18 protein-coding genes are annotated in these 24402 nt (G+C 40.8%); 16 read left to right on the forward strand and 2 right to left on the reverse strand.

From position 1 onward, the window contains the following. Together ric and PSM36_RS12050 are read left to right on the forward strand one after the other, a co-directional pair. Positions 1-726: an iron-sulfur cluster repair di-iron protein gene (gene ric / locus PSM36_RS12045; protein WP_173823141.1), complete on the forward strand. Its 726-nt coding sequence runs from the start codon at positions 1-3 to the stop codon at positions 724-726. Positions 727-844: 118 nt separating this feature from the next. Further along, on the forward strand, positions 845-1474 hold the full coding sequence (locus PSM36_RS12050) for a thiamine diphosphokinase (protein WP_076931104.1): 630 nt from the start codon (positions 845-847) through the stop codon (positions 1472-1474). A gap of 85 nt (positions 1475-1559) precedes the next feature. Here PSM36_RS12050 and recO read toward each other — a convergent pair whose 3' ends face one another. Together recO and rplS are read right to left on the reverse strand one after the other, a co-directional pair. Beyond that, positions 1560-2282: a DNA repair protein RecO gene (gene recO / locus PSM36_RS12055; protein WP_076931105.1), complete on the reverse strand. Its 723-nt coding sequence runs from the start codon at positions 2280-2282 to the stop codon at positions 1560-1562. A gap of 161 nt (positions 2283-2443) precedes the next feature. After that, a complete protein-coding gene (gene rplS, locus PSM36_RS12060) occupies positions 2444-2794 on the reverse strand; it encodes a 50S ribosomal protein L19 (RefSeq protein ID WP_076931106.1) in 351 nt (116 codons plus the stop codon). Between the two features lie 209 nt (positions 2795-3003). On the opposite strand from rplS, the gene PSM36_RS12065 reads away from it, so the two are divergent. The 14 genes from PSM36_RS12065 (at position 3004) to PSM36_RS12130 (ending at position 24395) form a co-directional block, all read left to right on the forward strand. After that, positions 3004-3753, forward strand: coding sequence for a 5'-nucleotidase C-terminal domain-containing protein (locus PSM36_RS12065; protein WP_076931107.1), 750 nt, complete (start codon positions 3004-3006; stop codon positions 3751-3753). Positions 3754-3813: 60 nt separating this feature from the next. Then, positions 3814-4647 (forward strand): bifunctional metallophosphatase/5'-nucleotidase, encoded by an 834-nt coding sequence (locus tag PSM36_RS12070; protein WP_076931108.1) that lies wholly within the window; start codon positions 3814-3816, stop codon positions 4645-4647. 91 nt (positions 4648-4738) lie between these two features. Next, positions 4739-7723, forward strand: coding sequence for a glycoside hydrolase family 3 N-terminal domain-containing protein (locus PSM36_RS12075; protein ID WP_232001438.1), 2985 nt, complete (start codon positions 4739-4741; stop codon positions 7721-7723). Positions 7724-7734: 11 nt separating this feature from the next. Further along, complete coding sequence (aroB, locus tag PSM36_RS12080; RefSeq protein WP_076931110.1) at positions 7735-8790, forward strand: 3-dehydroquinate synthase; 1056 nt, start codon at positions 7735-7737, stop codon at positions 8788-8790. Between the two features lie 32 nt (positions 8791-8822). Beyond that, positions 8823-10043, forward strand: a complete 1221-nt coding sequence (locus PSM36_RS12085; RefSeq protein WP_076931111.1) for an alpha/beta hydrolase family protein — start codon at positions 8823-8825, stop codon at positions 10041-10043. Between the two features lie 275 nt (positions 10044-10318). Next, positions 10319-10840: an RNA polymerase sigma factor gene (locus PSM36_RS12090; protein ID WP_076931112.1), complete on the forward strand. Its 522-nt coding sequence runs from the start codon at positions 10319-10321 to the stop codon at positions 10838-10840. Between the two features lie 155 nt (positions 10841-10995). Continuing rightward, positions 10996-12159 carry a FecR family protein gene (locus PSM36_RS12095; RefSeq protein WP_076931113.1) on the forward strand — a complete coding sequence of 388 codons (1164 nt, stop codon included), beginning with the start codon at positions 10996-10998 and terminating at the stop codon, positions 12157-12159. 171 nt (positions 12160-12330) lie between these two features. Beyond that, on the forward strand, positions 12331-15654 hold the full coding sequence (locus PSM36_RS12100; protein ID WP_154671021.1) for a TonB-dependent receptor: 3324 nt from the start codon (positions 12331-12333) through the stop codon (positions 15652-15654). Positions 15655-15670: 16 nt separating this feature from the next. Then, positions 15671-17587, forward strand: coding sequence for a RagB/SusD family nutrient uptake outer membrane protein (locus tag PSM36_RS12105; RefSeq protein WP_076931115.1), 1917 nt, complete (start codon positions 15671-15673; stop codon positions 17585-17587). Between the two features lie 48 nt (positions 17588-17635). After that, positions 17636-19246: a beta-N-acetylhexosaminidase gene (locus PSM36_RS12110; protein ID WP_076931116.1), complete on the forward strand. Its 1611-nt coding sequence runs from the start codon at positions 17636-17638 to the stop codon at positions 19244-19246. Positions 19247-19258: 12 nt separating this feature from the next. Continuing rightward, positions 19259-20590: a beta-galactosidase gene (locus PSM36_RS12115; RefSeq protein ID WP_076931117.1), complete on the forward strand. Its 1332-nt coding sequence runs from the start codon at positions 19259-19261 to the stop codon at positions 20588-20590. 23 nt (positions 20591-20613) lie between these two features. Further along, on the forward strand, positions 20614-21921 hold the full coding sequence (locus PSM36_RS12120; RefSeq protein WP_154671022.1) for a beta-galactosidase: 1308 nt from the start codon (positions 20614-20616) through the stop codon (positions 21919-21921). A 12-nt stretch (positions 21922-21933) separates the two neighbouring features. After that, on the forward strand, positions 21934-22878 hold the full coding sequence (locus PSM36_RS12125; RefSeq protein ID WP_083711039.1) for a DUF5106 domain-containing protein: 945 nt from the start codon (positions 21934-21936) through the stop codon (positions 22876-22878). Between the two features lie 164 nt (positions 22879-23042). After that, on the forward strand, positions 23043-24395 hold the full coding sequence (locus PSM36_RS12130) for a fibrobacter succinogenes major paralogous domain-containing protein (RefSeq protein WP_161947572.1): 1353 nt from the start codon (positions 23043-23045) through the stop codon (positions 24393-24395). The last annotated feature ends 7 nt before the right edge of the window (positions 24396-24402 follow it).

A 24402-nucleotide genomic window follows, 5' to 3' on the forward strand; every position in this document is an offset into this window, starting at 1 on the left:
ATGGTTATAAACAGTCAAAGTATCGTAGGTAAAATCGTAGCTGAGAACTACAAAGCAGCATCAATATTCAAGAAATACAATATAGATTTCTGTTGCAATGGGAACAGGACAATAGCAGACGCATGCAATAAAAAACAGATAGATGAAAACAGGCTTATCGATGAACTTTCTGAAACGATAAATACTAAGGAGGCCGGTGATATCGACGTGAAATTGTTTCCTCTTGACCTACTGACCGATTATATAGAGAAAACACACCATCGCTATGTGGAGAAGAAGATTCCGGAAATCACCCCGTTCCTTCAAAAAGTGGTCAGCGTCCATAGCGGCAGTCATCCCGAATTAATAGAAGTGGAACAACTATTTTTCGACTCGACAAAAGATCTTTCGGCTCATATGAAAAAAGAGGAATTGATGTTGTTTCCTTATATCCGCCTGTTGGTAAAGACCCAACTGTCTGATGGAAAGAAACCGCAGACGGGAATAGGGTCGGCTGCCACCTACATCGAACAGATGGAACAGGAACATACTGCCGAAGGGGAACGATTCAGGAGGATCAGCGGGTTGACCGGGAACTATACTCCTCCCGAAGATGCCTGCAATACCTACAGGGTGACACTGAGCTTGCTAAAGGAGTTCGAAGAGGATCTGCACCGCCACATTCATCTGGAGAACAATATCTTGTTTCCAAGATCAATTCAGTTGGAGCAACAACTGGAAAGATAGTTATGAGTTTTTTTAGTAGCAGGAGAATTTATGCCGGCGGTTATTTTTCATTAGCACATCTTTTATACCTTTGCATTAACTGTTGCATTAAATGGAAATAGAACCAAAGCTGTAAAAGATGAACAAAAACAAGACCGTCACAACGGTAATTATTGCCAACGGGCGGTTTCCCAGCCACCCCGTTCCCCTCTCCTGTATCAGAGAGGCAGAGTATATTATCTGCTGCGATGGAGCGGCCAACGACTTCATCGCCCGGGGAGGGGTACCCGATGCCATTGTAGGTGACTGTGATTCGATCTCGGAAGAGAACAAGATCCGTTTTGCCGATATCCTCCATCCCAACCCCGACCAGGAAACAAATGATCTCACTAAATCAGTACAGTTTTGTGTTGAAAACGGCAGACAGGAAATTATTATTGTAGGTGGAACCGGAAAACGTGAAGACCACACCCTTGGGAACATATCGCTATTGGCCGACTATGCAGAGTTAGCAGAGGTCATCATGGTGACCAATTGGGGTATCTTCACACCCATTCACTCAATCACGGAGTTTAAAAGTTACAAGGGAGAACAGGTTTCCATTTTCTCCATCGACCCTAAAAAGCTCACCACACATAACCTCAAATATCCGGTCGAGGGAAGAATATTGACAAACTGGTGGCAGGGGTCATTAAATGAGTCGTTGGGAGATTCTTTCAGCATTGATCCTGAAGGAAGAGTTATTGTTTTCCAGGCATATAAACAATAGAAGTTAGAATAGGGAAGTCAAGAAGTGGAGAAGTCCGAAGTCAAGAAGTGGAGAAGTTTGACTCTTAGTTTTTAGTTTTAACCACCTATCCCAACTCCCGCAAGACTTCCAATGACTTCAATGGTGGAAAATTGTAAATGTGCAACCGGTAATAGTCCAGCAATTGATCCACAATCTCATTGCGGTTATTCCGCGATAGTTTAAAAAGATGCATATTGCTGTAGTTGATGCGATAAAGATCGCGCAGGTAGTGACTCTCTTTCCTGTCCAGATAATAAGAATGCATCGGTTCATTTACCACGAACTCTCCATGCTGCAGATCAAAGAAAGAATAATTCCCTGTAAATTCCGTGTTGGGATAGATTCCCAGAAAACGTGTCAATCCCATCATAAGCGCCAGATGGAAATTCGCTAATCCCTTTTCTGTGGCCTCTAATGTCTCTATCGAATTTTTCAGGTAATCGAATGTCAATTCGTTGTTGTCCGATTCGCGGAGGATGAACGATAAAAACTCCGAAATAAAAAAAGCAAGAGAGACCTTAGTCATGTTAGTACATAGTCCGTATAGCGGAAATTGCCTCTCCACCTCTTTCAGCCTCTGAACATCTCGTAACGGCATATGCTCGACTTCCAGATACAACACCGACAAAGGAAAGAAAAGTGAGTTCCGGATTTTCGTCTTTTTCCCACGCGATATAGGCAACAGGTAGGAAACCCGACCAAAATCACGCGTAAAAAGATGAGCGATGGAATAGGTGTCACTGTAGGAAGTGGCACCGAGTACTATACCTTCTGTTTTGAATAACATGCTGCAGGTTACCGATTATAGAATAGCAGGGCAAATATAGTGAAAGCCGAAAGAAAAGCCAAGCTTGCTTGAGTTTTTCCGAGGCACATCTTATATTCTGTAAAAAAATAAAAAACCCCGAATAAAAAATCCGGGGCTTATGTATTGTGTACTGCAGTATATCAATATACTTTTTTCTTGATGCGGGCAGCTTTTCCACGCAGTTTGCGCAGATAGTACAATTTTGTCCTGCGTACTTTACCTTCGCTGTTAAGAACAATATTATCAATAAAGGGTGAGTTCATCGGGAAGATACGTTCCACACCGATATTATCAGACATTTTTCTTACGGTAAAACGCTTGGCGTCCCCGTGACCGGCGATCTTGATCACCACTCCGCGATATTGCTGTATACGCTCTTTGTTCCCCTCAGCAATACGATAAGCCACTGTGATCGTGTCACCGCTCTTGAATTTGGGAAATTCTTTTTTTTCTCCCGCGAAAGCTTCTTCCGCGATCTTTATTAAATCCATTTTTATCAAGCTTTATGTTAATAATTAACCCTTTTGAACGCAATATAACGGCCTGTTGCCGACAGAGATTACGCAAAGCGGATGCAAAGGTAGAAAATTTTCTTTAATCTTCCACACAAAACACAATTTAATGTTTATTTTTGATCTACGTCTTGACGCACAAGGTAAAAAAATGTACTTTTGACCTGTTTTATACAATAACATACAACATGCGACTAAAAACAATGTGGATTGCCTGTATGGCAATCTTGCTTCTTTCTTGTAATCAGCAATACCGGATCGCGGAGATGTCCGGCACTATTGTCGAGATGAATTCTTCTTTCGACACATATCCTCACCGGCAGATGGAGGAGCTCGTGCAATCCTATAAGACAGAACTCGACCGGGAGATGAACGTAGTAATCGGCAGATCCACTCAATTCATGGATTACAAGAGGCCTGAAAGCCTGCTGACCAACCTCACTTCGGATGTTATGAAATCATATGGGGATGAACATTTGCCGGGTGGAGCAGATATAGGAGTGATGAATGTCCACGGACACCGCGCGACCCTCCCCGCGGGAGATGTGACCATAGGTAACCTTTACGAAATATACTCTTTCGACAATACCATCACCTTCCTGGAACTGAAGGGAAGTGACCTGAAAAAGATGTTCGACGCCTATGCGCGCATAGGAGGGGCTGGCATCTCTTCGAATGTGAAACTGGTTATCGACAAGAGAAAAGTAAAGAGTGTTACTATCGGCGGGCAACCCATTGATAAGAACAAAATTTACCACATCGTCACACTCGACTATCTGGCTGAAGGTAACGACAATATGAGTGCCTTCCGTGATGCTGTCAGCAGCGTTAACACTGGCATTACATTGCGTGATGTGATGATCGACTGGGTAAAAGAACAGACCCGGCGTGGTAACGAGATCGAGTCCGCACTCGATGGACGTATTGTAATTCGCTGATGTGCTTCGCACGATGAAAGTTTTTCACTTTTAATTTTTCACTTTTCACTCTGTAGAAATATGTATTCAACAAATCGCCTTATCATACTCTGCCTCTCCCTGTTTCTTTCTTTTCAGGCATTCCCGCAAAAGAAGATTGTGATTCTTCATACCAACGACAGCCACAGTCGAATAGAACCTCTGCCTGAGACCGACAGGACAGCTGCCGACAAAGGAGGTGTGGTACGACGGGCCTCTTATGTGGATAAAGTCAGGAAAGAGAATAAAAACGTACTTCTCTTCGATGCAGGAGATTTCCTACAAGGTACACCCTATTTCAACCTTTTCAAAGGAGAAGTGGAAGTGAAAGCAATGAATCTGATGAAATATGATGCTGCCACGCTGGGTAACCATGAGTTCGATTACGGGATGGAAGTGCTCGAGGAGGTGGTACGTAAAGCCGATTTCCCTATTATCACCAGTAATTACGATTTTTCCCGGACAGCATTGGCAGGACTCGTTAAACCCTATATTATCCTGAAAAAAGATGGCGTTCGTATAGGTGTCATCGGTATCGGCGTGCGTCCGCAGGGATTGATTGCCGTAGAGAACTATAAGGGAATGGAATTCCTTGATCCGGTGAAGACAGCCAACAAATTGGCTGAACAGCTCCGGTCACAACATAAATGTGACATGGTGATTTGCCTCTCCCACCTGGGTTACCCGCAGGACCTCATGTTAGCAGAATCAACCCGAAATATCGATCTGATCATCGGCGGGCACAGCCACACCTATATGAAAGAGCCGGAAATACGCAAAAACCTGGATAATAAGGAGGTAATGATCTACCAGACCAACGGTCGCGGAATCTATGTAGGGAGAATAGATGTAGAATTGGAGAAAACAAAGCGGTGAAAAGGTGGGAAAGGCAGAAAAGTGCTGATTAGTAATTAGTAATTGGTAATTGGTAATTAGTAATTACTAATTGAGTTAAGTAGAGAGCGATATGAAGAGACCAATGAGGAAAAAGATGCTTTTTTTATGCATTTCTATTATATACCCGGTGCTTGTATCAGCGCAGGTGTCTACCAATCTGTATGAACAGACGGACAAGGAAGGAATGACGCGGTGGGTGGATTCGGTATATACGAAAATGACCCTCGACGAAAAGGTTGGGCAGCTTTTTATGCCCATAGTAGAACCAAATAGTAGTTGGAAGGGCAGAATATCGGGGTATATCCGGAATCAGAAAGTAGGAGGATTACTCTTTTCAAAGGGAACATTGGCTCAGCAGGCCGATATTACTAATTATGCCCAACAACTTGCGGACATACCGCTTTTGATTTCCCTTGACGGTGAGTGGGGTTTGTCCATGCGGTTGACAGACGCCCCGAAATATCCCAGGAATATGATAATCGGAGCCATACAGGATGAAGAGATAGTGAAACTATACGGAAAGGAAATAGCACGCCAATGCAGAGAAATGGGTATTCATGTAAATTTCTCCCCTTCACTCGACGTCCATAGTAATCCTAAAAATCCCATTATCGGTACACGTTCCTACGGAGAGAATCCGGTCAATACGGCAAAGAAAGGAATTGCCTATGCAAAAGGATTGGAGGAAAACGGCGTGATGTCAGTAGCTAAACATTTCCCCGGTCATGGCGACACCTCTGAAGACTCTCACAAGACATTACCGACTATCCCGCATAACCGCGAACGATTGGAACAGATAGAACTTTTTCCATTCCGTGAGTATATCAATGCCGGACTGTCGGGAATGATGACAGGTCATCTGAACGTGCCGGCATTACAGACAAAAGGTATGCCTGCATCGCTTTCCCCTGAAGTAGGCATACACCTTCTCAAAAAGGAAATGGGTTTCACCGGACTCACTTTTACCGACGGTATGGCTATGAAGGGCGTCTCTGATCAACCCGAAGCAAGCATAAAAGCCCTATTGGCCGGCAATGACATCATATTAGGAGTTGTAAACCAGGGAAAAGAGTTCGCATCGGTGAAAAAAGCAGTCGAAGACGGTACAATTCCAACTTCACTCCTCGAAGAAAAAGTACGGAAAATACTTTCTTACAAATATATCCTTGGTGCAAACGAGTTTACCCCTATCAATACCTCAACCATTCATAACAAAGTAAATGCCTCTTCTGCAGAATGGATACAGCGGAAGATTTATGATGGTGCTGTCACGCTTCTCAAAAATGAGAATGAGTTGATCCCGGTGAGGAAACTCGACCAGACAAAGATCGCAGCCGTTTCCATCGGTGCTCCTGCTGACAACACGTTCCACAAGTATCTGAAAAAATACGCCCCCCTAACCACTTTCAACGCTCAATCCACAGCAGCACTCTCCGAAATAAAAGCGTTGAAAGAGTATGACCTGATTATTATCTCCATCCATTCAAACAATGCCGTTGATGCGGCAGCGTTACAACAACTGACAAAAGACCGGAAGACTATACTTGCATTTTTCACCTCACCTTACAGGATAGATAATTTTCAAGCATCATTCAACAACACCACAGCAACCCTTATAGGCTACGATGCTACTGATTTCGCGCAGATGAGTGCTGCACAGGGTATTTTCGGAGGAATTGGTATCAGTGGAAAGCTTCCGGTATCGACTACTGCTATTAAGGAAGGCACAGGCCTTAACACAGAAAAGATACGCCTGGGCTATTCTATGCCCGAAGAGACAGGGTTAGTTTCGGAAAGATTCAGTGAGATAGAGAGTATTGCAATGGAAGGGATCAGACAGCGGGCCTATCCCGGATGTCAGATCCTGGTAGCAAAAGACGGGGTGGTGATCTATGAAAGGGAGTTCGGCAAATTCGATTACGGGGAAAGCCCTGAAGTGACGGACGAAACAGTCTACGACCTGGCATCGGTTACCAAGGCAACTGCGACCCTCCCTGCTATCATGAAATTGTATGACGAGAAAAAAATACGCCTTCAGGATCCGCTCAGTAAATTCGTCTTGGAGACTAAGGGTAGCAATAAGGCAAATCTTACCATACGTTCACTGCTATTGCATGAAACAGGGGTAATTGCTTTTATTCCTTACTATGCCGCAGCTATTGACGAAAAGAGCTACTCCGGTTCCCTGTTCGGCAAGCAATCGGCAATCTATCATGCCCGTTATGCAGGGGCCTGGGGCCGTACTGACTATAAGTTCCTACCTGAACTGATCTCTACACGTGAATCGGAACAATTTTATCTTCCCGTCGCCAAAGGACTGTATGCAAGCAACAAGATGCACGACAAACTGTTGAAAGAGGTCATCGATACTCCGTTGAGCCGGAAAGGGAGCTACAGATACAGCTGCCTTAATTTCATGCTTTTGAAGGAAGCAGTGGAGTCTGTGTCGGGAACGGATCTGGATACTTACGTGAAACAGAATTTCTACTATAAGCTGGGAGCATCTACTACTTTCCAACCGTTAAAGCATATACCCATTGAAAGAATTCCTGCGACTGAAAATGATCCTTTTTTCCGCAAACAACACGTACGAGGGTACGTGCATGATGAAGGTGCTGCCCTTTTCGGCGGCATATCGGGTAATGCAGGCCTTTTTTCCAATGCCAATGACCTGGCCAAGCTCTATCAGATGTGGCTTAACGGAGGAGAATATGGAGGAGAACGCTATTTGAGTGAAGAGACGGTCAGGCTTTTTACCACGACGAAAAGCAGCATCAGTCGCCGTGGCCTGGGATTTGACAAACCCGATCCCACCAACAGCCGATACAGCCCGACCAGTCCGGGAACCCCCATCGAAGTATATGGCCATACCGGCTTCACCGGCACCAGCTTCTGGGTCGATCCTACCCACAATATAATTTATATCTTTCTCTCCAATAGGGTAAATCCATCAAGGACTCCCAACCGCTTTTCTACTCTTAGCATCAGAGAGCGTATCCAGGAAGAGTTATATCACGCCTTGAAGACAATAAAAAGTCCAATAACAACCGATTAGAAATATAAGCTATGCAGCAAATCATCAAAAGCGACCATCTTATAACCGATGTAGAAAAAGCAATTCAAAACATCAGGCACGATAAACTGTTTATTCTCACAGACGAAAATACGCATACTCATTGTTTTCCCCTACTTGCGGGCATACCATTAATGCGGGATGCCAAAGAAATTGTAATCCCCGCCGGCGATACCAACAAAACAATTGAAAACCTCACCAGGGTATGGCAACTCCTCACTGAAAACGGTGCGACACGCCATTCATTACTGGTAAATCTGGGAGGAGGCATGGTCACCGATTTGGGAGGATTTGCAGCAGCGACCTTTAAGCGAGGCATCAGCTATATTAATATTTCCACTACGCTGCTCGGAGCGGTGGATGCAGCCGTAGGCGGGAAGACCGGTATCAATTTCGAAGGATATAAAAATGAGATAGGCTCCTTTTATCCCTCCGAGGCTGTAATCATCTCATCTGATTTTTTCCATACACTTAGTCACTCCGACATTTTATCGGGATACGCGGAGATGATCAAGCATGCGTTGATCCACTCAACTGCGGAATGGGAAGAGGTACTTGCCTATCCTTTCAATGAGGCAGATTATTCAAAGCTGAATGAGCTCGTTTTCCGGTCAGTGAACATCAAGCAGGATATCGTGGAAAAAGATCCATACGAAAAAAATATCCGTAAAGCATTGAATTTCGGACATACTACAGCCCATGCGTTTGAGAGTTTTGCCATGAACAGCGAGAAGCCTGTCCCTCATGGTTATGCCGTGGCATGGGGGATGATCGTGGAACTCTGGCTATCATACAGGCTTTGTGGTTTCCCGAAAGAAAAACTACAAAGGAGTGTTCGTTTCATTCAGGAGCACTATGGCGCATTCCCCATCTCATGTGACGATTATGAAACATTGTACGAAATAGCCCGGCACGACAAAAAAAATATAGGTGATACCATCCATTTCACACTGTTGAGCGATATAGGAGATGTACAGATTGACCAGACAACGGATAAGGAATTGCTTTTCGAAGCATTCGATTTCTACAGGGATTCGGTGGGGTTATAATGATCCCTGATTTTAATTTAAATTATTAAACAATGAGACGGGAATTTATTCAAAAAATAATTTTTCTATTCCTGTTGGTCGTGGTTTTTCTGTTTGATTCCTGTAACTCTAAAAGGAATGAAAATATTGCCGGAACAAAACAAGCAGACTCAACCATGCTTTGTGTCGGGAACTATTGGAGCGAGGCTGAAGGGAAAGAATTTCTGGAAAAACAACGTAAGGAATACACAACCACCGACGACTGGAAGAAACGTTCGGAACAAATAAGAAGACAGATTTTAAAAGGGACAGGATTGGAGAAATTCCCCGAAAAGTGCCCTCTCAATCCTATTTTTGGGGATACACGGACATACGATGGTTATCAGGTTCAGAATGTTGCTTTCGAAAGCCTACCCGGAGTATATGTTACAGGAAGTCTCTACACTCCGTTAAACAAGAGTGAAAAACTGCCGGCTATTTTAAATACCCATGGACATTGGTCAGATCTTGATGATTATGGCCGATATCGCCCCGATGCCCAAAAACGATTCGCCGTTATGGCCCGGATGGGGGCAATGGTTTTTGCATACGACATGGTTGGATACGGACAACTTGCCGAAGAATACGAATGGATCCATAAGCATCCGGAAGCATTGAAACAACAATTGTGGAATAGTATCAGGAGTGTTGACTTCTTACTTTCCATGGGTGCGGATCCTGATCGAATCGGTATTACCGGAGCCTCCGGTGGCGGAACACAAGCATTCATACTTACAGCGGTCGATGACAGAATTTCGGTATCTGTCCCTGTAGTTCAAGTCTCTGCGCATTTTTTTGGCGGATGTGTATGTGAAAGTGGAATGCCGATACACAAGACAGAGAATTATCAGACCAACAATGTAGAAATAGCGGCATGTGCAGCTCCACGGCCGTTAATGCTCGTTTCTGACGGTGATGACTGGACAAAAAACACCCCTGAGGTTGAATATCCTTTCGTCAAATATATTTATGAGTTATACGGTAAATCGGATTTGGTTGAGAGCGTACATCTGCCTGATGACAAACATGGTTATGATTATAATAAGCGGGCTGCTGTATATCCGTTTTTAGCGAAACACCTAGAGCTTGACTTGGCAAAAGCTATCAATCCTGACGGTTCGTTGAATGAAAACACTATTGTAATAGAAGATATTAAAACATTATATCCTTTTGATGAAAAACATCCGTTTCCTTCCCACGGTATAAAGAAAAACGATGATGTAATCTGGAATTAAATAAGAAAAGACAAAATTTTGGCCGGATAATCATTTATCGCTCCGGACATTTTGAAACGAACATACTACATTATTCCAAGCCTCTGAAACACCCCAGTATATAGAAAAAACGTTAAATTTAATTTTTAAATAATACTTTTTACTTCTACTCGTGTTTCCTTTTACATATCTTTTGTGGAAAGTATCTATGAAACGAGCACAAGAATTGTTCGTTCACAAAAACATGATCAAAGCGAGCTCCATACGATACCTTTGAGAATAAATCGTTTAATCGTATGAAAAACGAAGAGAACAAGTTGATAAAAAAATTAAAGGCCGGTGATGAAGGAGTCTTTAAAAGGATATTCTATCTCTATAGTGACAGGCTTTTCGTCTGGGCATACAAGATAACTGGTGACTCCTTAGCATCGGCAGATATTGTACAGGATTTTTTTATCCGTTGCTGGGAAAAGAGGGATATACTGCCTGATAAATGTTCTTTTAAAGCCTACGCTTATAAATCCGTTTACAACGCATCATTGAATTACCTCAGGGATAATAAACGTTTCGTGTACGGTTATGAAATCACAATAGATCTGATTGACGATGATGTACGAGATGAGGACATTGAAGAATTAAAAAGGTTACTCCTGAAAGCCATTGACGAATTACCGGACAGATGTAAGAAAATATTTGTAATGACAACCATGGAGAAGAAGAAATACACTGAAGTTGCCGATTTATTGGGTATATCCGTCAACACTGTTAAAGTACAGGTATCCAAGGCTTATCGGATTTTAAAAGAAAAAATAGGATAAAGACTCTGGATTTAAATAATACTTTTTCAAAATCATTGTGTTATCGTATAAATAAGCATACAAGTATGTTGAAACGAGCACAAACAGCACCTCCATCTAACAAGTTAATTAAAAGATAATTACACATACAAACAAGAAAGAAATAAGTTAATCGTATGAAAATAGAAAAAAACATCATTGATAAATGGAAACTGTTATTAAAAGTATTAAGCGAAGAGATACCTGAAGATGACAGACATTTTCAACGTTGGCTTAATGAAGATACAGAAAACAGAAAGCTTTACCTGTCATTAAAAGAGGGAAGGCAAAACGAAGAACTATTTGATAAGGATAAAGTTTTTAATACTATCTCCAGCAAGCTCAGTCTGAATACTGGAAAAAGAAAGCCCTTATACCAAAAAAAATGGTTTAAATACGCTGTTTCTTCTGTTGCAGTCATTGCACTATCTATTATTGTACTAAACTATTTCACTTTTCAAGAGAATACAACTCCCGAAAGAATAGACAAAAATATCTTTGATCCGGGCTCTAAAAAAGCATATCTTCTTTCAATGCAAGGTGAAAAGATCGATCTGTCCGAATCTTTTGAAGTAAAAAAAGAAGATGGCACCATTATTTCAAATAATAGCGAAGGGGTTATAAGTTTTCAAAAGACAGCACCTGTTAAAAAAACAATAGAACACCAAACGATATATGTACCTAAATCCGGTGAATATGAACTGATATTATCAGATGGATCTAAAGTCTTTCTTAATTCAGAGTCACAATTGACATTTCCTTCTTATTTTGAAGGAGACACACGTAATGTAGAGTTGACCGGAGAAGCTTATTTTGAAGTAAAAAAAGACGAGAAACCATTTATTATCCAAACTCCGGATCTTATGATCGAAGTACTGGGAACCTCGTTCAATATCAATGCATATCAGACAAATCCGTATGTCAATGCCACTTTAGTGGAAGGCAGCATCCGGATCCATCTGTCTGAAAACCAAGAAACCTTTTTGCTACAACCCGAACACAATTTCCGGCTGGATAAATTATCCGACGAGATATCCGTTCAGCAGGTAAATACAGATGTGTATACATCCTGGGTAAAAGGAGAGTTCGTGTTCAGAAACCAGCCTTTAAGTGAAATATTTGTCCAGTTGGAAAGATGGTATGATTTCAGGATCGTCTATGAAAGCCCGGACATAGGGAAAATGCGGTTTACCGGAAGTGTAGAGAAAGCAAGACCGCTTAATTATTTACTGGATCAGATACAAGCGGTTACAGACATTGGATATAGACCTGAAGGTGATAAAATAATTCTATACAAATAATATAAAAGGCTACCCGATCTTAGGCCTTTCAGGTAGCCTTATGCATTAAAAGAATCGTTATCTTTTTAAAATTCATTAATCAACAATTCATTTAAAGCGCTCAAATTTATGAAAAAAAAGAGACTTAAACAAAAATTCCCCCTGCGGGAATTTAAAAAACTGTTTTGTATCATGAAATTAGTTTTTTTCTTTTTGCTGTTGAGTTCCAATTTAGTTTGGGCCGGACAGACTTATGCCCAAATCACATTGTTAAATCTGGATCTTAATAATGTACCATTGGAAGAAGTTTTCGACGCCATTCGTAAGCAAAGTGAATTTGAATTCTTCTATAACAACGATCAGGTGAACACCTCAGTAAAAGTAAGTGTGAAAGCGAAAAATGCCGATATTAACACAGTATTGGAACAGGCACTTCCTGATACTTATGAATACAAAATTAATGACCGGTATATTCTGGTAAATAAACGGAAAGAAGTTGCTCCTGTACTGTCGGCACATCCTCAACCACAACAAACAAAAAAGACAATCACTGGAACAGTTACCGATAAAGAAGGGGAATCCATTATCGGTGCCAATATTGTGGAAAAAAATACTACAAACGGAACGGTAACGGATGTAAACGGGAATTTTTCTTTACATGTGGAAGAAGGTGCAACTATTAAAATTTCTTATATAGGTTATCTTTCTCAGGATATTAATACCGCAGGTAAAATACACTTCGATATTATTTTAAATGAGGATAGGCAAGCATTAGATGAGGTAATAGTTGTAGGATATGGCACGCAGAGGAAAGGTAATCTCACCGGTTCTGTCGCCTCAATTAAATCCGAAAAACTGACTATAGCTCCTATAACTAATGTTACAAATATGTTAGGAGGCCAACTTGCCGGCTTAAAAACCAAACAAACATCGGGAATTCCTGGCTCCGACAATGCCTCCCTTAATATCAGGGGTTTCAATTCCCCCCTTATTATTGTGGATGGAGTAGAAACCAGTTTCAACAATATTGATGCATCTCAAATTGAGTCTATCTCAATTCTTAAGGATGGTGCTGCATCGATCTATGGAGCCCGTGCCGGCAACGGTGTTGTGCTGGTAACCCTTAAGCGGGGCAATGAGTCTAAAGTTTCTATCTCTGCCAATACATCATTAACTTATCAGAATTCCACAAATTTAATTAAATCAGGAAGCTCCGGTCAAAGGTCGGAATGGGAAAGAGAAGCACATATTAATGCAAATCTCCCTTCATCACAAATACCCTGGACACTTTCTGAAATCGAAAAATTCTACAGCGGAGACGATCCTGACTATATCAATACTGATTGGTTCTCATCCGTTGTTCGTCCCTGGGCCCCACAACAAAACCACAACCTGTCAGTGAGTGGAGGAAATAAAAATCTAAAATTCCTGTCATATCTCGGATACAATGAGCAACGAACAATCTCGCGGCATGATGGAGGAGGATACGATAGAATAAATTTGCAAACTACGATTGATGCTAATCTTTTAGATGGACTTACTTTATCTTCAAGCGTAAACTATATCAAGGAGATGCGAAATTTCACTGCGATGAACCTGTTCCATTCCAATTACTATTACGCAATTTATGATAGTGATCCGCGCTATCCTCTGCACTTTCCCGACAGGTCAAGGCTATCCTATGCTGGTAGTTCTTACGGGAATGCCCTTTTTGTATCCAGCAGATCGCTTGCAGGATATAGTTCAAATAATAACCATAGTTTTAGGGTAAATGGTTCATTGACATACGACTTTAAAAAAATTGAGGGACTAAAACTGAAAGCTTTCGTGAACTATAATGGATATCAAGGGTTCAGCAAACTATTCAGAAAACAGCCCGATTTCTATTCATATAATTCAGCAACGGGTGATTACATCTTCGAAAGGAAGGCACAGGATCCAACGGTACTCTCTCAAGGAGGGTCATATAGTGAAGACTTCACACAACAATATTCAATATCATACGATAAAACTTTCAACACCGATCATACTTTCTCTGCATTACTACTTCACGAAAGGATCAATTACAAAAATGAGGGATTCGATACACAACGTGGAAATTTCAAAACCAGTACAATCGATCAACTTTTCGCTGGTGACCCCACCACTGCATCCAATGATGGAAAGGCGTCAGAAATGGGTAGATCCAGTTTTGTCGGTCGTTTAAACTACGGCTATAAAAACAAATACCTGATTGAGACCATTTTCAGAGCAGATGCTTCAGCTAAGTTCCCTAAAGATGGGCGTTGGGGGTTTTTCCCAAGTGTATCGGTTGGCTGGGTCGTTTCCGAAGAGGATTTCATGGATAATTACTCAGCATGTGATAATATTAAGGTCAGGGGAAGTATCGGGCAATCGGGTGATGATGGGATCGGTAATTATCAATATTACGCCGGTTATGCATTCGATATGTCTTATATCTTAGGCAATGAAATTATCCAAGGGATCTATTCTACCGGGTTGGCCAACTCTATTTTGTCATGGGAGAAAATTTCGATCTACAACCTCGGCATTGATTATTCATTTTTTAATCGAAAGTTATTTGGGATTGTCGAGGGTTTTTACCGCTTAAGGGATGGAATTCCCGGGTATCGTACCAAATCGCTCCCATCCACTTTTGGAGCAGCCTTACCGCTTGAGAATTTAAACAGTATCGACACAAGAGGATTTGAATTTGAAATTGGCACCTCTGGTAAAATCAACGATTTTGTATACAACATTTCCGGAAATATTGCTTGGGCAAGGAGTAAATGGGTGAAATATGACGAACCTGAATATGAAGATGCTGATCAAAAACGCATTTACGGTGTTACGGGAAAATGGACTGATGAGCGTTATGGATATATTTCCGACGGCGTTTTCACTTCTCAAGAAGAAATCAACAACCTGGACTATACTTACGTAGAACTGGGAGGGAACGAATCGATAAAACCAGGTGATGTTAAATATATAGACGTGAATGGAGATAATATTCTTGACTGGAGAGATCAGGTAGAAATAGGTAAAGGCACCTTACCTAACTGGATGTATGGTATCAACACAAACTTTTCTTATAAAAATATTGACTTAAGTATACTGTTTCAGGGAGCATTTGGCTATACCACTTATATTGATCTCGAATCGGCTCCTACTGTCCTAAAGTTTGAGAACCGCTGGACAGAAGAGGTCAATAGTAAGAATTCTCTTGTACCCAGACCGGGAAGTAAGAATCCTGCAAACTGGTGGTATTCAGATTACAGAAACCATAATACATCCTATATCAGGCTAAAGAACATGGCCATAGGCTATTCTTTGAGTTCAAATTTACTGTCAAAATACAAGATTGATAAAATGAGGGTATACATAGCCGGTACTAATCTGGTTACCTTTAGCAGCCTCAAAAAATTTGGTGTAGATCCTGAAGCACCGGAAGGCACCCCGGCATATTATTACCCGCAACAACGTACTATCAGCTTTGGACTTTCAATCACTTATTAATAAAAAAAATCTAGCGATGAAACAGTTAATATTTATAGTCACAACCGTTTTTCTGGCGTTATTATCCGGATGTTCCGACGATCTTTTGGACAAAAAGCCATTGGACAGGTATACCGATGCGGTAGTATGGGAGGATCCGGCACTTATCGATGCTTTTTTGCTTTCGCAATATGCATATACTCCTGTAATGATTAATGATGCTACCACCATATTCTCCAGTTGGGAAGGATCTCCGATGAACAGAGATCCACGTGCAGAAAGTAATCTTCGTTACTGGTTTGGGAATAGTGCACAAACCTTTGGACCGGGTTTATCGATTGAGATCAGTGATGAAGCTAAATATACTTCCGGAGCCTGGGCAAATGTTGTTTCAGAAAAAGCGCACGGAATTCCATCGGACGGTGGGATGATGGAGTGGTGGGAAAACGCTTATTATGTAATGAGAAATCTTAATGATTTCATTCAGAGAGTACCTTCATCCCCTCTATCTGAAGATATCAAGGAAATCCGTATCGCAGAAGCCCGATTTTTAAGAGCTTTCAGTTATTTTGCCATGGTCAAGAGATATGGAGGTGTTCCTCTATTAACCGAAGTTCCTCAGTTAGATTCCCCGGATGAACTACTATACCCTTCGAGGAATACAGAGCAAGAGGTCTGGGATTTTATTCTCAAAGAGACAGAGGAGATATCAAAGATTTTACCTGAAGTCCAGGATGAATACGGCAGGGCTACCAGTTGGGCTGCACTTTCTCTATATACGCGCGCTGCACTATATGCAGGAAGTGTTGCCAAATATGGAGAACTGGCTGAGAACAAATTAACAGGTATCCCACAAGAGTTGGCCGAAAACTATTTTACTAAAGCATTTAATGCATCAGCTAAAATAATTGAAGAAGGTCCTTTTGATTTGTATAAAGCGGATATAGTCGAAAATAACACCAATTCAAGAATAGAAAATTTTAAGAATATATTTCTGGTAAAACGGAATATTGAAACAATTTTTGCAAAACAGCATGGAGGACAAAGTTTTGATCCGGGTGGCGGAACCACAACCTGGTCGTGGGATATCTGCCATGCCCCGCGTCCATCGGTCTGGGGGCAAGGTAACTATCAAGCTCCCTACCTGGAATTGATAGAAGCCTTTGAATACATTGACGGGAGACCAGGAAAAATCGATCGGGAATATGTTGAGTCAAAACTATGGACTATGGATGAGCTGTGGGCAGGCAGAGATCCCCGTTTTTATGCTTCAATCTGGACAAACGGCACACCATGGCGCGATGCTGTAGCAAGTAATTTCGGCAAAGATACGATCAACTTCCATCGAGGCTTAATCACGCTTGACGGAAGGACACTGACATCATTCAGTCAGTCGTACAATGGAATGCCCGTAGTGGGCGATCAAGCATTTTTTCATGCATCCACAGGTATCGTAAATACCGGTTTCGGCATAATGAAATATCTTGATCCCACTGCTAATAATATGATTTGGTTGATGGAGTCAAGAACAGATTATTCTATTTTCAGATTTGCGGAGATATTGCTCAATTATGCGGAGGCTGCTTATGAAATTAACAGGCGAGAGGAGGCACTTATCGCAATTAACCGTATTAGAGAACGCGCAGGAATACCACTTCTTAACTCTGTGAATATGGAACAGATTCGCAATGAGAGAAGGGTTGAACTGGCATTTGAAGGACATCGCTACTGGGACTTAAGGCGATGGAGAGAAGCTGAGGAAAAACTTACCCGTTCTTTCAGTGGAATACAATACGTATTGGACTTTGCCACAAGAAAATACAAAGTGATTATTCACGACGAAATTGATGGTGATCAACGCCCTACTTTCCCCAAAAGAAGCTATTACTTCCCGATAACTAAATCGAGAATAGGGCAAAATCCTAATTTAATTGAAAATCCCGGATATAATTAACCCATACAGGAATAAAGAGTTATTTCAAACACTCCAAAATAAATTTGTATGAATTTCTCAAAGATTATTATACTGGTTTCATCCTTTTATATTTTTTTCCCTTCGATAAAATCGCAGCCGTTACATTTGATCCCGTATCCGAACGAATTGGAATTATTGAGCGGACATTGTGATCTATCTGGAGGGATAAATTGCTCTTCCAACAGCCCTGCAAGTGAGCAACTTTATAAATATCTCAGTGGTGATTTTGATATTGTCCAAAATAAAAAAGGGATACCGGTCAATTTTGTTACCTCTGAAGAAATAAAGAACGAGGAAGGGTATCAATTGATTGTAAATAGAGACAGGATTATAATCAAGGCTTCAGCATATAAAGGAAGTTTCTATGCTATCCAAACATTGCGACAACTTGTAAAAGACAAGAAAATCCCCTGTTTACATATCACGGATGAGCCCCAATTCCTCTGGCGGGGATATATGCTTGATGAAGCAAGGCATTTTCATGGCAAAGAAACAGTAAAGCGTATTCTCGATGATATGGCTTTATTGAAGATGAACACATTTCATTGGCACCTAACGGATGATGCCGGATGGCGTATTGAGATCAGGAAATATCCCTTATTGACAGAGATAGGTTCCCGTAGGGATAGTACCCAGATTGAGGATAAGGATCTTATCGCACCTCCTGAAACGGGAGATCCGGCTTACGACGCCTTCCTTCGCAGATATAAAAGTGAGAAATTCGATAATAAACCACATAGTGGGCATTATTCACAGGAGGAAATTAGAGAGATTGTCAAATATGCAGAAGGACGCTGCATAAAGATAGTTCCCGAGATTAGCATGCCAGGTCATGCTTCCGCCGCAATTGCTTCCTACCCTTGGTTGGGTACAACAAAAAAGCCAATCGGGGTACCTTGTAAATTTGGTGTTATGACCCAGGTCTATGATCCATCTTCCCCTGAAGTAATACAATTCTTTAAAGATGTCTTACGTGAAGTAAACAACCTGTTTCCTTCCGGGTACATCCATATCGGCGGAGACGAGGTTAAGTTTGACCAATGGCAGGCATCACAGTCAATACAGCAATACATGAAAGAAAATGACCTCAAAAACTACCGCGATATCCAGATTAAATTAACTAATGATATTTGCACATTTATCGAAGAAGAACTAGGGAAACAGATGGTAGGCTGGAATGAAATACTGGGAATAAATCCTCATCAATGGCAGAAAGAGGTAGACAATTCCCATGTGGAATTATCCAAAAATGCAATCGTTCAGTTTTGGGCAGGAAATAAGGATATTCTTTCGTATGCGATCAATAATGGATATAAAATAATCCACACTTTCAGTCAAGATACCTATATCGATTATTCTTATGAACAACTTCCGCTGGAACGTGCTTATAATTTCTCTCCCGTTCCCGACGGATATGCTAAGGAATCAATACTGGGATTGGGATGTCAGATGTGGACCGAGTGGATCCGCAACAGAAAGGATCTTGAATACCACACATATCCCAGAATAGCCGCCTATGCTGAAACCGGCTGGACAGCAAAAGAAAAGAAATCATATGATCGGTTTAAGAGTTCTCTGAATCCATTACTTACACACTGGCGAGATAAAGGTTATAACCTTCCAAAAATTGATTTTTAAATAAATATAAATATGAAAAAGTTTTTCTTTAGATTTTCCATTCTTTTATTTAGTTCTTCTCTATTATTTATCGGTTGTGAGAAAGAGGAAAACAAAATCGATATTGAAGAGCCTCCCAAAGAGGCTGATTACAACTACGATGTATTGAGTCTTGGCGAGGTAGCTGTCGGGTTATGGGTAACCCCGCCTGCCAACTATCAAACAAGCGAAGAGTATGCAAGAATCAGGGAATGCGGTATAAACTTTGTCAATGGGTTTCACTATTTTGAAAACAGCAACAGTAGAATCTTGAAAGTTCTGGATTATTGTGAAGAAAACAATTTAAAGTTCTTTGTCAACAAGGCAACAGTAGCTGAAGATATTGTCAAATATTCGAAAAATGCCGACAAATCATTACTGACCAAATTTATAAATGAAATAAAACCATATGCGGAACATCCTGCTTTTGCCGGTGAGTTACTTATGGATGAACCGGGCAAGCCCCTTTTCGGAGCGATCTCTGCTTTCACCAAAGCGTTTGAAGAGGCTTATCCCGACAAAATGTGGCATGTGAATTTATTTCCTTCTTATGCTACCGGAGGAATACAGGCTCCAAATTATAATGATTATATTAGTAATTGGTTATTGACAGTTCCGTCCAAACATATCTCATATGACAGTTATCCTTTGCTTGCTACAGGCGGAATCACCAACGACTATTTTTACAACCTTGATATTATCCGCTCAAAATCGAGATTCAGGAAAATCCCTTTCTGGACTTTCATACAAACACTATCAATTGCCGGTACACCCGGGGTTCCTGATAAAAGAGAGCCGAGTGAAACGGATATTCGCTGGCAGGTATGGACAAACCTGACATTCGGAGCCAAAGGAATCCAATACTTCTGCTATTGGTCGCCCGGCAATGGTAGCGAACAGTTTGGCGAAGCTCTTATTGGCCTTAACGGAGAAAAAACCGTCAGGTACGATTATGTCAAAAAAATCAATAACGATATAAACAGGATTGGTAAGATTCTTCTCAATTGCCATGCAGAAGGGGTTATTTTGACTTCAGTCAAAGAGTATCCAATGTTCGAACAACTGTACAATTTTGGGATCATAGACTCGGTTACGGGTGATGAGAGTATTGTAGGTTGTTTTGAAAATGAAAAAGGTGAAAAAAAAGTCCTCATTACCACTCTGACACCTGACAAACCATCAAATGTGATTCTCCATCTTTCGGAAAATTCCAGAAAGATAAAAGTTTGGATAAACGGCTCTTCTCAGGAGAAGGTTGTAAATGACAAGAGTATCTCATTTCAGATTAAAGAGGGAGAAGCAGTTTTTGTTGAATTCTTAGATTAAAAAATAAAAAATATTTTAATCGTATGAAACAATTAGATACTATACAGTCATTACTTATCATATTTCTATTAGCTTTTTCCATCCTTAGCTCGACGGCTCAAACAAAGGCACTCCCCATCAATAAGTACGACGTTATGAATATGAACAACTTACCTGTTGGAATGTGGGTTACACCACCTGACCAATATAGGAATGATATGCAATATCAGAGGATAGCCAAAGCCGGAATAAACTTTGTCAATGGGTTTGGTTTCTATGAAAACACATCGGATGAAATAATAACTGCGCTTGATTTATGTGCCAAATATGGCTTGAAATATTTTGTAAACAGGAATGACGCACATAAAGCCATCCTAACATACGCTGACAATCCGGACAAAACAATCATAGAGAATTTCATGGCAGGTGTAAGAGATTATTTTAAACATCCGGCCTATGCAGGAGAACTTCTTCTTGATGAACCCGGAAAACCCTTGTTTTCATCTGTAGGGGCTTTTACAAAACGGTATGAGAAACTCTATCCCGATAAAATGTGGCATGTAAATCTATTCCCGACTTATGCTACAGGAGGAATCAAAACCGCAAGTTACGAAGATTACATCTCTTCCTGGTTGAATGTCATTGATCCTAATTATTTGTCTTTTGACAGTTACCCTCTTCTTAAAACGGGAGGAATAATCCAGGATTATTTTTACAATCTGGATTTTATCCGGGCTAAGACTTTGGAAAGAGGAATTCCCTTCTGGACATTTATACAAACCCTTTCCATCGCTCAAACTCCCGGGGTTCCCGATAAAAGAGACCCTTCTGAAAAGGAAATCAGATGGCAGGTGTGGATAAATCTTGTATTTGGAGCAAAAGGGATACAATACTTCTGTTACTGGTCGCCCGGAAGCGGTACCGAAGTTTTTAGCGATGCCTTAATCACCCGGGAAGGGAAAAAAACAGATAAATATGACTATGTGAAACGAATCAATTCCGATCTCAGAAAGACAGGAAAAATTTTACTCGAATGTGATGCTGCAGGAGTCATCCAAACAACAGTAAATCCATACCCACTCTATGAAGGGAATCGTAAGAGTTTCGGACCGGTAAAAAAGGTGGTCGGTGATGATAATATCGTAGGGTGTTTTACCGATAAAAATGGACATTATCGTATCCTTATATCACCGCTCACTCCGGATAAAGATGCGACTGTAAAACTTGTATTGGAACGTGATATTGATTATGTAACTGTAATAAAAGGAAAAAAAGAGAAACGAATCAAAATAAAAAATCAAGAATTAATTCAAACTCTTTCCGCCGGAGATGCTGTATTGGTGAAGTTTTAATTTGTACATCCGATGGTGAAAAGGCTAAAGATAGTAATTGCAACCGGAATAGTTGTTTGCACATCATTGTGGATAATTAAACATTCCGATATCATTCTTTTTACCGGGACAGAAGTCAAAGGTAGCACAAATTATGCACGAGATCGTGATCAGGAAATTTTACTGAATAATGTTGGTATGAAAAAAAACAATATCAATTCTTTTTGGAATAGTTTTGATTTTTCAAACAATAATTATCTGAATAACCTGGCTTTATTAAAGCAACCGACCCTCACCTTCTTACAGCTGTTAGAGCAATTTCCAGAAGAAAGTGAAGTTGCTCTCGGTTTATTGATGGATAAAGTTCTTGAAGCAGATAGCATAATTATTCAATATATGGTTGATGAATTATTTGAAAAATATTTATATCGACCAGATTCTCCGATTCGAAATGATGGCAATTACCTGAGTATACTCGAACAACTTATAAAAAGTAGAAGAATAAGTGATTTGAATAAAACCAGGTTTATTTATCAACAACAACTTATCAGACAGAATCAGGTTGGATCAATCGCAAATAACTTCGATTTCAACACCATAGATAATCAACGGGGAGAATTGATGAATATAAATGCTGAATACTTGATTCTTTTCTTTAATAACCCCGAATGCAGTAGCTGTAAGGATATAACATCAATTTTGAATGGATCTAATTTGATCAATGAGGCAATTGACACAGAGAAGTTAAAGATTCTATCGATCTATCCTGAGAATAACAAAGATCTATGGAAAAAAACGGTTTACCCTTATAAATGGCTCAATGGTATAGATCTTAGCCAGATAATTTATAAGGAGAATTTATATGATTTACGTGCAATTCCAAGCCTCTATTTGCTGAATGTGGAAAAACGCGTATTGATTAAGGACGGGACGGTAGAAGAGGTATTACACTATTTACAAAATAGCATTAAATACTAATAATGAAAATATTAAGATGGGAAAACAAATAGAAAAGGTGTATTGGGATCAATGAATTAAAGTAAGGAGAATAAGACAAAAAGGTAAAAAGGTATAAAGTATGTAACAAGTTCAATAAGCAAAACAGATTAACTAACTTTTTTAATTTAATTATTATGATTATTATGAAAAGAGGTATTGGATTATTCCTGCTTGCAGCAAGTATCATTTTTGCTGTAACGAATTGTAGTAAAGAAGGTGATGAAAAGAAAGAAGCCATTGACCTGAAAGTGACAACCAACGCTGTAGCCGATTTAACAGCTTTCACCGCAACAGGAGGCGGAGAAATTACAGGTACTGAACCGATCATCAAGAGAGGAATTTGCTGGAGCACGAATGCAGAACCAACGACAGATGACAAAGTAGTAATAGATGTTGATCCCGTTGTAGGAGATTTTATTTTAAAAATGTCTGACTTGGAGCCCGGCACAAGTTATAATGTACGGGCGTTTGCTGTCACGCATGCCGGTGAAACGGTATATGGCAATACAGTGAATTTTTCAACAAAAACGGTAACACCACAGGTAGAATCAAACAGCTATATCGTCGGTTATAATGATGTTGTGGTCATACCTGTCTCCAGGGCCAACAAATCAGCGTTAGGAGAACTGATCGCTTCCGGCGATGAAATAACTGCTGAATTAATATGGATGGATAATGAAGATGTTATTGAAGAAGTATTCACTTATGGAAAAGGGGGCACAGGCAATATAGTTGTCGCCACCGGAAGTATCAATGGAAATGCAGTAGTTGCAGTGAGGGTAAATAATAACATCGTTTGGTCCTGGCACATATGGGTTGATGCAGAACCTTCAAAAATCGGCACAATCAGAATGCCTTCCGGGGCAGTTTTAATGGATAGGAATCTTGGCGCCACCTCAAAAGCCGTAAGTGAGATAGGTGCGGTAGGTATTCAATTCCAATTTGGGCGTAAAGATCCGTTCACCGCATCGGCGTCCTTCGGCACCCCGTCAGAAGTCCTGCTTTATGATTTATCCGGGAGAAATCCGGAAATCAAAACAGTTGATGGCCCTAAGGATCTGGCATTCGCTGTAGCAAATCCCCATACATACATAAAATCATTGTGGGTCGACTGGTGTGATGAGAACATTACAACTTGGTGGCAAAGTGAAGATGGAAGCAAAACCGTGTACGATCCTTGTCCTGCCGGCTGGAGAGTTCCCGCTCTTGAGGATTATAGCGGACTTGCAGACGAACATTTTAATAAGAATGTGGAGGGTGGTCATAACTTTATCTTTGACGGCCAGTCGAACTTCTTCGCGTTTACCGGCTACCGTGAAGTAGAAGGAAATATGGACGCCACAGCGAACTATGGTACATTTTGGGTTAATTCTGTAATTTCCGGGGATGCCGGCATTGGTTCGGCTCTGTCGCCCTCTTTCGGTGTAGGTGGAACTGCTCCGATAAATGGAGCTCCCAAAGCAAGGGCATTGTCAATCCGCTGTATTAAAGAATAGCACTATT

This window comes from Proteiniphilum saccharofermentans, from assembly GCF_900095135.1.
Classification (GTDB): Bacteria; Bacteroidota; Bacteroidia; order Bacteroidales; family Dysgonomonadaceae; genus Proteiniphilum; species Proteiniphilum saccharofermentans.

Coding starts and splice junctions, on each gene's coding strand:
- ric (WP_173823141.1), top strand. CDS start 1: ATGGTTATAAACAGTCAAAGTATCGTAGGTAAAATCGTAGCTGAGAAC.
- PSM36_RS12050 (WP_076931104.1), top strand. CDS start 845: ATGAACAAAAACAAGACCGTCACAACGGTAATTATTGCCAACGGGCGG.
- recO (WP_076931105.1), bottom strand. CDS start 2,282: ATGTTATTCAAAACAGAAGGTATAGTACTCGGTGCCACTTCCTACAGT.
- rplS (WP_076931106.1), bottom strand. CDS start 2,794: ATGGATTTAATAAAGATCGCGGAAGAAGCTTTCGCGGGAGAAAAAAAA.
- PSM36_RS12065 (WP_076931107.1), top strand. CDS start 3,004: ATGCGACTAAAAACAATGTGGATTGCCTGTATGGCAATCTTGCTTCTT.
- PSM36_RS12070 (WP_076931108.1), top strand. CDS start 3,814: ATGTATTCAACAAATCGCCTTATCATACTCTGCCTCTCCCTGTTTCTT.
- PSM36_RS12075 (WP_232001438.1), top strand. CDS start 4,739: ATGAAGAGACCAATGAGGAAAAAGATGCTTTTTTTATGCATTTCTATT.
- aroB (WP_076931110.1), top strand. CDS start 7,735: ATGCAGCAAATCATCAAAAGCGACCATCTTATAACCGATGTAGAAAAA.
- PSM36_RS12085 (WP_076931111.1), top strand. CDS start 8,823: ATGAGACGGGAATTTATTCAAAAAATAATTTTTCTATTCCTGTTGGTC.
- PSM36_RS12090 (WP_076931112.1), top strand. CDS start 10,319: ATGAAAAACGAAGAGAACAAGTTGATAAAAAAATTAAAGGCCGGTGAT.
- PSM36_RS12095 (WP_076931113.1), top strand. CDS start 10,996: ATGAAAATAGAAAAAAACATCATTGATAAATGGAAACTGTTATTAAAA.
- PSM36_RS12100 (WP_154671021.1), top strand. CDS start 12,331: ATGAAATTAGTTTTTTTCTTTTTGCTGTTGAGTTCCAATTTAGTTTGG.
- PSM36_RS12105 (WP_076931115.1), top strand. CDS start 15,671: ATGAAACAGTTAATATTTATAGTCACAACCGTTTTTCTGGCGTTATTA.
- PSM36_RS12110 (WP_076931116.1), top strand. CDS start 17,636: ATGAATTTCTCAAAGATTATTATACTGGTTTCATCCTTTTATATTTTT.
- PSM36_RS12115 (WP_076931117.1), top strand. CDS start 19,259: ATGAAAAAGTTTTTCTTTAGATTTTCCATTCTTTTATTTAGTTCTTCT.
- PSM36_RS12120 (WP_154671022.1), top strand. CDS start 20,614: ATGAAACAATTAGATACTATACAGTCATTACTTATCATATTTCTATTA.
- PSM36_RS12125 (WP_083711039.1), top strand. CDS start 21,934: ATGGTGAAAAGGCTAAAGATAGTAATTGCAACCGGAATAGTTGTTTGC.
- PSM36_RS12130 (WP_161947572.1), top strand. CDS start 23,043: ATGAAAAGAGGTATTGGATTATTCCTGCTTGCAGCAAGTATCATTTTT.